Source organism: Paramaledivibacter caminithermalis DSM 15212, from assembly GCF_900142245.1.
Lineage (GTDB): Bacteria > Bacillota > Clostridia > Peptostreptococcales > Caminicellaceae > Paramaledivibacter > Paramaledivibacter caminithermalis.
The window spans coordinates 1-12,776 of sequence record NZ_FRAG01000011.1 but is presented as its reverse complement, the minus strand read 5'-3'; the positions used below and the strand labels follow the sequence as shown (position 1 = coordinate 12,776).

The window sequence follows — 12,776 nt, the reverse complement described above, 5'->3', positions numbered from 1 at the left end:
AAAGGGTTATAGTATGGTAGAGATTAAATCTGTTAGTAAAAGCTATGACGACGTAAAAGCAGTGGATAATGTATCCCTTATTATACCTGATGCCACTTTTATGGGATTGCTGGGACCAAATGGAGCAGGTAAAACAACCTTAATAAGAATGCTTTTAGGGCTAATTGACAGCGATGAAGGAAGAATGGTTATAGATGGAGAAGATGTCAGTAGAGATAATCATAGTTTGAAGAAGAAAATAGGGGTAGTACCTCAGCATATTAACTTAGATAAGGAGTTATCTGTAAAAGAGAATTTAATATTCTCTGGATTGCTCTATAAAATGGAACGACAATTAATAAATAAAAGAACAAGTGAGCTGCTTGAAGCTATGAATTTAATAAGAGTAAAGGATAGGGTGTGTAAGCATTTATCAGGAGGAATGAAAAGAAAACTAATGATTGCTAAGGCACTGATACATGATCCCAATATTATTTTTTTGGACGAGCCTTCGGTTGGTATAGACTTGAAGGCAAGGAGAGAAATTTGGGATATTCTGAAAAGAATGAATAGTGCAGGAAAAACTATTCTAATGACAACCCATTATATTGAAGAAGCTGAATATTTGTGCGATAAAGTCTCCCTTATGAACGATGGTAAAATATTCTATTGTGATACACCTATGAATTTAATAGAAATGATAGGAAGGTTTACTGTAGAATATTTTGAGAATTCATTGGAGACTAAATTCAAGTATTTTAAAACTTTAGAACTGGCTAAAGACTTTGCCAGTAAAATTAATGATAAATACACTATAAGGGATACTACCCTTGAGGATGTTTTTTATAGCTTTGCAAATAGGATGGTGAAATAAATGGAAGTATTAACAATTCTATGGAGGGAATTTGTATTTTTTAAAAGACGATTTTGGAAGATTACGAGTGCCTTAATTGTATCTCCCTTGTTATATATGGTAGCATTTGGATGGGGGATAGGAGATAATCTAGTTGTAGAAGGTAGCAATTATATGTACTATATTATACCAGGAATTATTGCATTGACAACCATGCGTTCAAGCTTTGGAGCCATATCTATGCGTGTAAGTGTATCAAGGCTACATGAAAAAAGCTTTGAATATTATCTTATAGCACCTATAAGCATGTATTTATTGACGTTAGGGCATATATTATCTGGAGCCTTGAGAGGTATGTACTCAGCTATTATTATAATATTAACAGCTTTTGTTTTTGGAATAGCCATCAAGATAAACCTGCTATTCATATTTGTTTGTTTTTTAAATAGTTTATTGTTTGCAGGGTTAGGTTTTTTTGCTGCCATGATGATAAATACACATTATGATATGAATAGATTTACCAGCTTTATTATAAATCCCATGTCATTTTTATGTGGAACCTTTTTTTCATTAAGGAAGATGCCTTATCTTATTAGAAGCTTCATTGAACTTTTACCTCTTACCCATTCCACAAGAATACTTAGAGCTATAGCTTTAAATGGAAAGGTAGAAGTTTTTTCGATTTTAGTAATGCTTGTATATGCAATAATCTTTTTTATATTAAGTGTGAAGGCATGTTATGAGGAAGCAGTTTAGACTGAGATTAATATTGAGATTAAGACTAAGATTAAGACTAAGATTGAGTATTAGGGTCAAGTATTTAGGGTTATTAAGCTTTTGATATAGCTGTAATTTTAATATAAGCTATTATCTATAGGAAATGACTAATCGACGGAATAGTTTTGACCTGAATTCTAAATCTTAATCTCAAACTTGATCTTGTCCTATGAGGTTTGACTCTAAAGCAAAGGAGATGTGCTTATGGAAAAGGTATCGTTGGTAAGATGCGAGGATTATGACTATAGTTTAGTTAAAAAGGCAGTAGATGAGTGCTTTGAAAATCTAGGTGGAGTTGAGAAGTATATCAATCCAGGGGATAGAGTTTTACTTAAGCTTAATTTACTAATGAAAAAAAGACCTGAGGAAGCAACAACCACCCACCCTGTATTTACAAAGGCATTAGCCAAAACACTTATTGAGCATGGTGCCGAGGTTGTAATAGGAGATAGTCCAGGAGGACCCTTTAATGCAGGTATATTGAAGGGGGTGTATAAAGCCTGCGGTATTGAAGAAATAGCAAATGAAGTGGGAGCTAAACTCAATTATAATACAAATTCAGTAGATATTAAAAATGAAGATGGATTAATTTTAAAAAAAATAACAGCTATAGAGGTTTTAAAGGAAGTAGATAAGGTAATATCTGTATCCAAATTAAAGACCCATGGAATGATGATGTTTACAGGTGCTGTAAAAAACATGTTTGGCATAGTTGCAGGGTTAGAAAAAGCAGAATATCATGTAAGAATGAAAAAAAACGTTGATTTTTCAAATGCCTTAGTGGACATATGCCTAGCAGCAAATCCTATTTTATCCTTTATGGATGGAATTGTTGGTATGGAAGGAGCGGGACCAAGTGGTGGAAAACCTAGAAGGATAGGTGCAGTTATAGCCTCTACAAGCCCATATCATTTAGACGTAGTAGCAACGTCCATAATAGGCATAAAGCCTACAAAGGTACCCACCATTGAAAGATGTATAGAAAGGGGCTTATGTAGCGGTAGCCTCGAGGACATAGAGATAAAGGGCGATGATATTGAAAGCTTTATAATCAAAGATTTTATAGTTCCAGAAATAAGAAGCTTAGATTTACTAGAAGGTAAACTACCTAAGTTTTTAAGGGACATAATAAATGGACTTATGCAGCCCAAGCCATTATTTAAGCACGACAAATGTGTTGGATGTAGTGATTGTGCCCAAAGCTGTCCACCAAAGGTTATAGAGATGATTAATAACAAACCCCATGTAAAATTAGAAGGCTGTATAAGATGCTTTTGTTGTCAAGAACTTTGTCCAGTTAAAGCTATTGATATACATAGACCGCTGTTTATGAAGTTATTAGCTAGGTTGTAAATAAATATGTTTTTATTGATTAGTATATAGCTCATGCAATACGTCTGTTATATCATTACCTTCTTTATCATAAAATTTTATATCAAAAAATTTTTTGTTTTGATTTATGGAATCGAAGGAGAATTTATATTGATGAAAGAAAAACTTTGAATCAACATATTCTTTGATTTCCTTATTTTGAATAAATATTTTAAAATATGATATCTTATTACTTAGGTTTTTACCTCCAATAAAAATAGTTGTAACATATTTATCAGCTATATGTTCTGTAAAAACATTAGAAGAATAGAAATAATTACTAAGGGAAGTTCTTACTTTTGAATATCTGTTGAATAGATTTTTTTTATATATTGCATATCCAACATGTTTTTTATCCATACTGGTAAAAAATATAAATTTTTCATTATCATAAAACTTATGACCTTCAATATTTATTTTTTTATTTAGATTCTTTTCTATGTCGCTTTTAACATAATCAGATGCAATTGTATCATGATTGTATAATATAATTACCAAAGTTAAGAAAATAGTAGTATATAAAAATAATTTTTTCAAAAATATCACTCCAAAACAATTATAGTTAAAGACAAAGACAGTATTTACTAAATAATATTGTCTTTGTCTTAGATACAAGTCAATGAAAGTTTATTTTTTTATAGTCATATAAACTTGATCAGACCATTCCTTCGAAATTCTTTGAGGGGTAATATAACCTGTCTGATACCCTAGTGAAAAACTACCAGAGAACGTTTCATATGTATGACAATAATTGAAAAATACTTTTGTAGTACCTCCTTTAAAATGTGCTTTAGGTTTTTTAAGGTACACTTTTGCATTAGCGTCTTTTACCCATATATTTAAACGATTCATTTCTACATATTCTGGAAAAGCCCATCCAATAGCAGAATTTGCTGTTCCATTAACAACACGCTTTGGAGCCCATGATGGGTTCATGTCATCGTTACTATAAAATGTATCTAATTTTGCTTTAGAAAAGTCATAGTCTCCTCCCCAACCAAATGAGATACAATCATCTCAGATAGCGGGTTGTTTCTTTCCTTCCCAACCCCAGCCTGGTTTTTGCCAGTTAGCCTTACCAGTTACTGTATAACCCTTATCTCCATCAGAAAAAGTGGTTTCTCATGCATAAATAGCCAATGACAACTTGTAATATTCTGACGTTAGACGATCTCCTCCAGAGAAAGGTGTTATAGAAGAAGAATTTATTTTATTTAAAGAGTTTGTACTTATGTTTTCTAATGATTTAATATATCTTATTTTTTCCATATCTTCTTTGCTTGTTGTTAACTTTCTTTCGTTACCATTTTCATCTTTTTCTACATAGAATGTTTTTTGTTTTATATTCACTAAAGTGGAATTACTCTCATCTTCGTCTATACCAATAATGAGCATTTTTTCGCTAGCGGAATCATAATGACCTCTAATACTATCTTTACTAACATCTAATTCTTCAATTTCATAGTAAACATTGCTTTCTGTAGCTGTATACTCAGCAAATACAAATAAATTTGAAGAAATTATTAGTGTGAAAATCAATAAAAGTGAAACTACTTTTTTCATATGTTCATCACTCCTAATTTCAAATTTTAGCTGAGAGCCCTCAAGAAATAGTATATCATATAGAAGAAATAAAAAAAGAATCTTATTGAAAAAAATACATTATTTTCTTAAAATGTATTTTATGAACACAAAATCTAGTATTCCTACAATTAGGTGAATATAAAAAGCATTAATACAAAATACTATCACTACAAGAAATATTAGGTGGTGAAAGTATGAGAACATGTAGAAGGGTTAGCAAGCCCATTGTGGCTATGATGAAGGATTTGAGAGAAGAAGATTCATTGACTAAAGCTTTAGATTTGCTTCCAATGAAAGAAATCATTAAAGAAGGGGATAAAGTTGTAATAACACCTAATTGGGTAAAAAATAAACCTCCTTATACCGGTACTGTTGTGGGACCATGTACTTTGCAAAGGCTCATAAAATATATTAAGAATTTTAAACCGCTAAAAATAATTATAGCAACAGGCTCAGGAGGAGATCCAACTCCTACGGTTATGAATTCGGTAGGATATGATAAGATAATTAAGGAAGAGAAGGTTGAATTTATAGATTTAAATTATGGACCATATGTTACCTTGGCATTGGGGCATACTTATATAAAGGAAATTCAAATAAACAATCTAATTGACAACATGGATGTACTCATTTCTTTTACTCAATTAAAGCACCATGAAGAGGCTACTATGAGTGGGGGGATCAAAAACATAGCTCTTGGCTGGCCACCAGCAGAAATACATGGCTTCCCTAAAAAAAAATTGGGAATACATGAGGATTTACATGGATTTATAGTATCCATGGCTCAAAAAATACCCATTGATCTAACTATTGTAAGTGCTGATAAGGCCATGATAGGAACAGGTCCTTCAACTGGTAAGTCAGTAGACAGTAAAGGATTAATTCTTGCTGGAACAGATCCCGTAGCTGTAGATACAATTGGAGCTAGACTTCTTGGTTTCTTACCTCAAGCTGTTTATTACTTGTATCAGACATATAAAGCTGGTATTGGAGAAGCTAAACCTGAGAATATGGAATTAAAGGGGCTTACATTGGAGGAAGCAGAAAGATTATTTAGTCTATCTGCCTACAATACTGAGATTGTACTGGATAAGGGATCGATTAAAAATATCCATGGAAATCAGTAAATTAAAAAATTGTATATATACTTTTATATAGATATTCCAGTAAAACAGTTAATTTATACACATCAAAAATCCTTAAAAGCTCTGGATATTTTGATATGTATAAATTAAGTTTTACTATTGGAAATCTATATAATAAACTTTTATTCTATTCAGTTTGTAATGAATATACTGAGAGGAATTTAGACTTTCTCAGTATATTCATTTTATTATTTTAACAAAAATTCCAAGTTTTGGATTGCGGCTTTATATTTTATATAGGATTATTGTATTAGTTAAGCTATATATAATATGAATTTTAAGGTTTTATGATATAATATGTTATGATGCACTAAGATTAGACATATGGTCTAATTATGTTAAGTGAAATCACATAAAATTGAAATATGAAAAATTATGACTTAAGCTATTTAATTGTATTTTAAAAACTGGTTATTTAACTTTGGTCATTTTTAATTAAAACAATGCATAATAATTATTGGAGGGATATAGTTGAAGGCAGAATATATAAATCCATTTATTAAGGCAAGCAAAGAAATATTGACTCAAATGACTCAGTTGAATTTTCAAGTTGGCAAACCAACCTTGAAAACATCTCCCTATAGTGCTAATAACATAGTTATTTTAATAGGCATAACAGGTGATATTAAGGGACAAGCAATGTTAAGCTTTGATGAATCTATGGCTTTAAAGGTTGTATCAAAAATGATGGGAGGTATGGAAATAAAAGATCTGGATGATATTGGAAAAAGTGCATTATCAGAGCTTGGAAATATGATTTTAGGCAATTCCGCAACACTATTGTTCAATATAGGTGTAGAAATTGACATAACCCCTCCTACTTTAATGACTGGAGAGAATCTATCGGTTTCAGGAAATCAAATGCAAGTAATAAGTGTACCTTTGGATAGTGATGGAGAAAAAATTGATTTAAGTATATTTATAAAGGAGTAATTAACATGGCTATAAACATAGTACTTTATCAACCAGAAATACCTCAAAACACTGGCAATATTGCCAGAACCTGTGCTATAACTGGAAGTAGATTGCACTTAATAAAGCCTCTAGGCTTTTCTATAGACAATAAATATTTAAAAAGGGCTGGATTAGATTATTGGCATTTATTAGATATAAATATATATGAAAATGCTCAAGAATTTTTCTCAAAATATTCTGATGGAGATTTTTATATATCTACTACAAAGGCAAGTGAGAATTATACAGATGTAAAATATAAAGATGAGTGTTTTATAATATTTGGAAAGGAAACTGCTGGACTTCCTAATGAGATACATGAAAGATTTAAGAATAAGAGAATAAAAATTCCTATGATTAACGATGCAAAGGCTAGGTCTCTTAATCTATCTAATTCTGTTGCTATAGTAGTATATGAGGCTTTAAGGCAACTTGATTTTCAAAATATGAAATAAGGAAAAATTAACTTAGTTTTAACATTTAACATAGATTTAACATAACCCAATGTCGAATATTGTATCATGTATATAGATTTCCATAATAAAACTTAATTTATGCATATCAAAATATCCAGAGTTTTTAAGGATTTTTGATGTGCATAAATTAACTGTTTTACTGGAATATCTATAATGTGTTTATTATATGAATGGTAATTTTTAGAAAGGAAGGTTCTGGTATGGCAATAGCTTTTGGACTTATAGGAGGATTAGGTTTATTTCTTTATGGAATGAATATTATGGCATCGGGTCTAGAAAAGTCTGCTGGGGATAAACTGAAGAGATTTATTGAAATTCTAACCAGTAATCGCATAATGGCCGTAATTGTTGGAGCACTTGTAACAATGATTGTACAAAGTAGTAGTGCCACTACTGTAATGGTTGTAGGCTTTGTGAATGCTGGAGTTATGAAGCTTACTCAAGCTGTTGGAGTTATTATGGGAGCTAATATAGGTACAACTATTACAGCGCAACTAGTATCTATTAACTTAACGCAACTTGCACCTATTTCAGTAGGGATAGGGGTAGGAATATGGTTATTTTCTTCAAACAGAAAGATACGAACTTTTGCTGAAATTATTATAGGTTTTGGTATATTATTTTTAGGTATGGATATGATGAAACATGCTGTAAAGCCCTTAGAACATTATGAAGGCTTTACTAATCTTCTTGCCAGCTTTGGCTATGATAATATTTTTGATAAAGCATTAGCAATTTTTACTGGATTTGGGATAACAGCGATTTTGCAAAGTAGTAGTGCTACAACAGGTATTCTCATTGCATTGGCTAGTCAAGGCTTATTGCCTATTGAATCTGCTTTTCCAGTTTTATTAGGAACTAATATTGGGACATGTGTTACTGCCATGATTTCTAGTGTAGGAGCAAGTAAAACTGCCAAGAGAGCTGCTTTAGTACATTTACTATTTAATGTAATAGGAACTGTTTTATTTATTATATTCTTAGCCAAGCCTACTCTATGGGCAGTTACTCAAATGTCATCTATTCCAGAGAGACAGTTAGCTAATGCCCATACATTTTTTAATATTGCAAATACAGTATTATTGCTACCCTTTGCTTCATTACTAGTATATGTTGTCAATAAGGTTATACCTTACGATTCAAATGAAGAAAAAGAAATTCAAGGTATAAAATATATAGATGATAGAATATTAGAAACTCCATCTATTGCCATTGGTCAGGTTATAAAGGAAGTATTGCATATGGGTAATGTTGCATTGCAATCCTATAACAGTGCTATCGAAGGTTTTTTTGAAAAAGATGAAAAACTAGCTATGGAAACCTTTAGGGTAGAAAAAATAGTAAATGAGATGGAAAAGGAAATAGCAAGCTATTTATTAAAGGTGTCCAATACCGATATTTCTGGTCAACAAAGAGAAATCATTGAAGGATTATTCAATACTATAAATGATATAGAAAGAGTAGGGGACCACGCAGATAATCTAGCAGAGCTGGCAGTATATAGAATAGAAAATAAATTAAAATTTTCCGATGAAGCATTAGAAGAACTTAAGCTTATGCACCAAAGAGTAGTTAAGTCATATAAAGAGGCATTAACAGCATTAAAGACTGGTAATACTAAAACTGCTCAAAGAGTTATAGAAAGAGAAGGAGAAATAGACCATATGGAGAAGACCCTTAGAGCAAATCATATAGGTCGCTTAAATAAGCAACAGTGTGTACCAGCTTCTGGTGTAATATTTTTAGATATTATTAGCAATTTGGAGAGAATAGCTGATCACTCATCTAATATTGCCTTAGCGGTAATGGATTATAGTAAAAAATAATGATTAAATCAGCAAAGAATCCTGTAGAGAGAATTCTTTGCTTTTTTATTCTAAGAAATTTAAGTTTTTTTGCAAAAAATTGGATACTTTAATTTTTAAATAAATTCAAGTAACAGAGAGCAGATGCAAACTATTACCAGTAAAATTTTATAAGCAGGAATTAAGGTTTTTTAGACCTAAAAGAATGACTCTAATACTTGCAACTTGGAACTTGCAACTAAAAGCGTTGCAAGACGCCTTTGTACTATAATTAAACTTGGAAGTTTAATCCTGTGATACTTCTTGTAAAATCAAAAAATAAGTTGTATTATTTTTATAGGTGAAATTAATGGTATAAAGTATATAAACAATAAAAATATGAATTATATGATAAATGGAGAAACTGCTTACATAATATAGTTTTGAAAGGTGATTTAAATGGCAATAAAGATTTTGACAGATAGTGTTGCTGATATACCAGAAGGAATTGTTAAAGAATTGAATATAAAAGTAATGCCTTTGACAGTCAATTTTGAAGATGGGTCATATAAGGATGGAATAGAAATTACGAAAGAGAAGTTTTATAAAAAGCTATTAAATTCTAAAAAGCTTCCTACTACTTCTCAAATAACCCCAGGTGAATTTATAGAAGTGTTTGAGGAGCTGACAAAGAATGGAGATGAAATAATTGTTATTTTAATGTCATCTTGCCTTAGCGGAACCTATAATTCAGCTGTAAATGCAAAGGAATATTTACAATCGGAAAGAATAACAGTTATTGATTCAAAATTAGTGACCTTTTCTCAGGGTCTTGTAGTAGTTGAAGCTGCAAGAATGGCAGCAAAGGGATATCATAAATCAGAAATCATTGATAGAGTGTATTACATGATAGAAAATTTAGAATGTAAATTTATCATAGGGGATATTGAATACCTAAAAAAAGGTGGAAGACTTACACCTAGTCAAGCTTTAATTGGCAAGCTTTTAAATATAAAACCTATTTTAACTATGAAGGATGGGAAATTGATATATGATGATAAGGTTAGAGGTAAAAAAAAGGCAATAAAATGGGTAATAAATTGGATTTTTGAGAATAACTATAACTTAGAAGAAAAAACTGTAGGATTATTTCATTCAGATAATTATGAGTTTTTAATGGAATTACGGAAAGAGTTAGAAAGTAATTTTGATATCAAAGAGATTATTGAAGCTAAGGTGGGGGCAGTAGTAGGAACTCATGCTGGACCAGGATGTATTGCCATAGCCTTTATAAAAGATAACCATATTAAATAATAAACATTGGGAGTGTGATTATGAATAAAATTAAATTCATTACTGACAGCTTGTCTGATATTCCTAAAGATATTGCAGATAAATATGATATTTCGGTTATGCCTTTGACAATCAGGTTTGGAACAGAGGAATTTAGGGATAGGGTTGATTTGTCCCCTGAAGAGTTTTATAGAAAGCTAGAAGAATATGAAGAAATACCTCAAACCTCTCAAGTAACTCCTATAGAGTTCAAAAAAGCTATTAAAAAAGCCTTTGATGATGGATATGATAATATAATTATTATAAATGGATCTGGAGGGGTTAGTGGAACACACCAGTCAGCCTTGATAGCAAAGGAAGAAATGGGGAAGGGCAATATCTATGTTTTTGATTCTAGATCCCTAGCCTATGGATGTGGTATGATTGTTGTAGAAGCAGCTAAAATGGCTTTGCATAAAAAACCATTAGATGAAATTCTCCATAAAATAAAACAAATGATAGATGGGGCGCAACAGGTGTTTTCTGTGGATACTTTAAAATATTTACATAAAAATGGAAGATTGAGTACAGGAAAAATGGCTTTGGGAACTTTATTGAATGTAAAACCAATATTAGCGATTATTGATGGCAAGGTTGAACCAGTGGATAAAGTAAGGGGAAATAAAAAATTATATAAGAGATTAATTGAGATTTGTAAGGAAAAGGGATTGAAAAAAGGAGCAAAGATTGGCTTAGGACATGCAGCTAACCCTCAAGGATTATCAAAACTAAAGGAATTAATAGAAAAGGAAATTAGCCCATCAGAAATAGTAATTACCGATGTTGGATGTACTATTGGAACTCATACAGGTAGAGGAGTTTTATCCATATATTTCATATCAGAAAAAGACAGGTAAAAAATTAAAAATTTCTAAAGAATAATATTGTAAAACTTTTGACAATGTTATATAATTATTATAGAAAAAAGTAATGATTATTATTAATCTATTTTAAAACTTAATAAGAACTACTGGATGAAGGGTTCGGGAGAGAGCCAGATTGTTGGCCGCCGAAGGTATAAATTGTAGCTATGCCTGTTACAATTAAGTTCTCAGGCAAAAGGACCGTACCTAGACAGTACTCTGAAAAGTCATATGATATATATGACACCGTAGGAGCAATTTTAAATTTTAGAAATTCTAAGATTTAAAAGAATCTCTCAGGTAATAAGACAGAGGAGCAATTGGCAAGTGTCTATTTGTCATTGCTCCTTTTTTATTTACATAAAACATTGGAAAAAAGGCTATAGCTAATAATAAAATATGTTAATTGATTAGATAAGATTATAACGTTTGGACATAGAGCTCGAATTTAGAAAGATTTACAATGAACAGAAAATGAAAACGTTTGACTGGACAGGTTATGAAGAAGTATAGATTACTTTTGGGGTGAAAAATTTGAAAAAAATAATAATAACTAATAATGTTTTAGTGCATGATAAATATAATAAAAAAATGGATATAATCTATTTAGAAAATTATAGCTATTTAGATATATTAAAATTTGTTAGAGATAAAATACATCAAGGACATAAACTCTTAACTCATCCCTTGTCTGGGAGCGTAAAACCAAATGAGACACCTTTTAAGACCATTGCAATAAGCACTGATAAAGGCAAACTAGATTTAGAATCACTTTCCATAATTGAAGATAGTATTGTTGCTGCTAAAAAATTAATTGATTGTAAGAAAACTCCTAAGTGGACTGAAGAAATATTGGATGACTTTAGAGTGATAGATTTTCATTTAATTAATGGAGCCATTGAAAGTATGGATCAATTTAATTAAATTCCTATAGATTAATTATATATTTTATATATGAAAATTTTAAAAATGATATTAACATTTGATTCTTAATTATTAATTAATAAATAAATGAGGGAGGTTTTAACATGGAAAATTTATACGATGTTGTGATAATTGGATGCGGTCCAGCAGGTCTAGCAGCAGGATTATATTCTGCCCGTGCTAAAATGAAAACCTTGATATTAGAAAAGGGTAAGACAGGTGGACAAATAGTAACTACCAATGAAGTAGCAAATTACCCTGGTTCAATCAGAGAAGCTACAGGACCGAGTCTTATTGCAAGGATGGTAGAGCAGGCAGAGGAATTTGGTGCTGAAAGAAAAAACGATGCTGTAGTTTCAGTTGATTTTAGTGACAAGATTAAGGTTGTAAAATGCGAAAATGGAGAATATCGTGGAAAAGCAGTTATAATAGCTACTGGAGCAACACCTAGAAAGATAGGAGTGCCAGGAGAAGAAAAATTAACTGGAAAGGGAGTATCCTACTGTGCAACTTGTGATGCTGACTTTTTCACTGATCTTGAAGTGTTTGTCATTGGCGGTGGTGATTCAGCCATTGAAGAAGCAATGTATTTAACAAAGTTTGCTAGAAAGGTTAAGGTTGTTCATAGAAGAGATACCTTAAGGGCAGCTAAATCCATTCAAGATAAAGCATTTAAGAATGAAAAAATTGAATGGATATGGAATACAGTTGTAGAGGAAATCAAAGGCGATGGA

At 31.2% G+C, this 12,776-nt stretch carries 14 protein-coding genes and 1 riboswitch; of the genes, 11 read left to right on the top strand and 3 right to left on the bottom strand.

The window, feature by feature from the left end:
* The first annotated feature begins 13 nt into the window (after positions 1-13).
* The 3 genes from BUB36_RS06180 to BUB36_RS06170 all read left to right on the top strand — a co-directional run bounded on the left by BUB36_RS06180 (position 14) and on the right by BUB36_RS06170 (position 2,962).
* Positions 14-853: an ABC transporter ATP-binding protein gene (locus tag BUB36_RS06180; RefSeq protein WP_073148102.1), complete on the top strand. Its 840-nt coding sequence runs from the start codon at positions 14-16 to the stop codon at positions 851-853.
* Positions 854-1,588 carry an ABC transporter permease gene (locus BUB36_RS06175; protein WP_073148100.1) on the top strand — a complete coding sequence of 245 codons (735 nt, stop codon included), beginning with the start codon at positions 854-856 and terminating at the stop codon, positions 1,586-1,588.
* A 225-nt stretch (positions 1,589-1,813) separates the two neighbouring features.
* Complete coding sequence (locus BUB36_RS06170) at positions 1,814-2,962, top strand: DUF362 domain-containing protein (protein WP_073148098.1); 1,149 nt, start codon at positions 1,814-1,816, stop codon at positions 2,960-2,962.
* 12 nt (positions 2,963-2,974) lie between these two features.
* Here the strand turns inward: BUB36_RS06170 and BUB36_RS06165 are convergent, their stop codons facing one another.
* The 3 genes from BUB36_RS06165 to BUB36_RS06155 all read right to left on the bottom strand — a co-directional run bounded on the left by BUB36_RS06165 (position 2,975) and on the right by BUB36_RS06155 (position 4,543).
* A complete protein-coding gene (locus BUB36_RS06165) occupies positions 2,975-3,517 on the bottom strand; it encodes a hypothetical protein (protein ID WP_073148096.1) in 543 nt (180 codons plus the stop codon).
* 90 nt (positions 3,518-3,607) lie between these two features.
* Complete coding sequence (locus BUB36_RS06160) at positions 3,608-3,916, bottom strand: hypothetical protein (protein WP_073148094.1); 309 nt, start codon at positions 3,914-3,916, stop codon at positions 3,608-3,610.
* A gap of 186 nt (positions 3,917-4,102) precedes the next feature.
* On the bottom strand, positions 4,103-4,543 hold the full coding sequence (locus BUB36_RS06155; RefSeq protein ID WP_073148092.1) for a hypothetical protein: 441 nt from the start codon (positions 4,541-4,543) through the stop codon (positions 4,103-4,105).
* A gap of 215 nt (positions 4,544-4,758) precedes the next feature.
* Between BUB36_RS06155 and BUB36_RS06150 the strand changes: the two genes are divergently transcribed.
* The 8 genes from BUB36_RS06150 to BUB36_RS06115 form a co-directional block, all read left to right on the top strand.
* Positions 4,759-5,691 carry a DUF362 domain-containing protein gene (locus BUB36_RS06150; RefSeq protein WP_073148091.1) on the top strand — a complete coding sequence of 311 codons (933 nt, stop codon included), beginning with the start codon at positions 4,759-4,761 and terminating at the stop codon, positions 5,689-5,691.
* A 489-nt stretch (positions 5,692-6,180) separates the two neighbouring features.
* Positions 6,181-6,642 (top strand): chemotaxis protein CheX, encoded by a 462-nt coding sequence (locus BUB36_RS06145; RefSeq protein ID WP_106406481.1) that lies wholly within the window; start codon positions 6,181-6,183, stop codon positions 6,640-6,642.
* Between the two features lie 5 nt (positions 6,643-6,647).
* Positions 6,648-7,118 carry a tRNA (uridine(34)/cytosine(34)/5-carboxymethylaminomethyluridine(34)-2'-O)-methyltransferase TrmL gene (gene trmL / locus BUB36_RS06140; RefSeq protein ID WP_073148090.1) on the top strand — a complete coding sequence of 157 codons (471 nt, stop codon included), beginning with the start codon at positions 6,648-6,650 and terminating at the stop codon, positions 7,116-7,118.
* A 221-nt stretch (positions 7,119-7,339) separates the two neighbouring features.
* On the top strand, positions 7,340-8,965 hold the full coding sequence (locus BUB36_RS06135) for a Na/Pi cotransporter family protein (protein WP_073148089.1): 1,626 nt from the start codon (positions 7,340-7,342) through the stop codon (positions 8,963-8,965).
* A gap of 417 nt (positions 8,966-9,382) precedes the next feature.
* Positions 9,383-10,237 carry a DegV family protein gene (locus BUB36_RS06130; protein WP_073148087.1) on the top strand — a complete coding sequence of 285 codons (855 nt, stop codon included), beginning with the start codon at positions 9,383-9,385 and terminating at the stop codon, positions 10,235-10,237.
* A gap of 20 nt (positions 10,238-10,257) precedes the next feature.
* Positions 10,258-11,112, top strand: coding sequence for a DegV family protein (locus BUB36_RS06125; protein WP_073148085.1), 855 nt, complete (start codon positions 10,258-10,260; stop codon positions 11,110-11,112).
* A 117-nt stretch (positions 11,113-11,229) separates the two neighbouring features.
* Positions 11,230-11,332, top strand: a riboswitch (glycine riboswitch).
* Between the two features lie 311 nt (positions 11,333-11,643).
* Positions 11,644-12,042 (top strand): GrdX family protein, encoded by a 399-nt coding sequence (locus BUB36_RS06120; protein WP_334292994.1) that lies wholly within the window; start codon positions 11,644-11,646, stop codon positions 12,040-12,042.
* A 104-nt stretch (positions 12,043-12,146) separates the two neighbouring features.
* On the top strand, positions 12,147-12,776 hold a 630-nt coding region (locus BUB36_RS06115), incomplete at its 3' end, for an NAD(P)/FAD-dependent oxidoreductase (protein ID WP_073148081.1).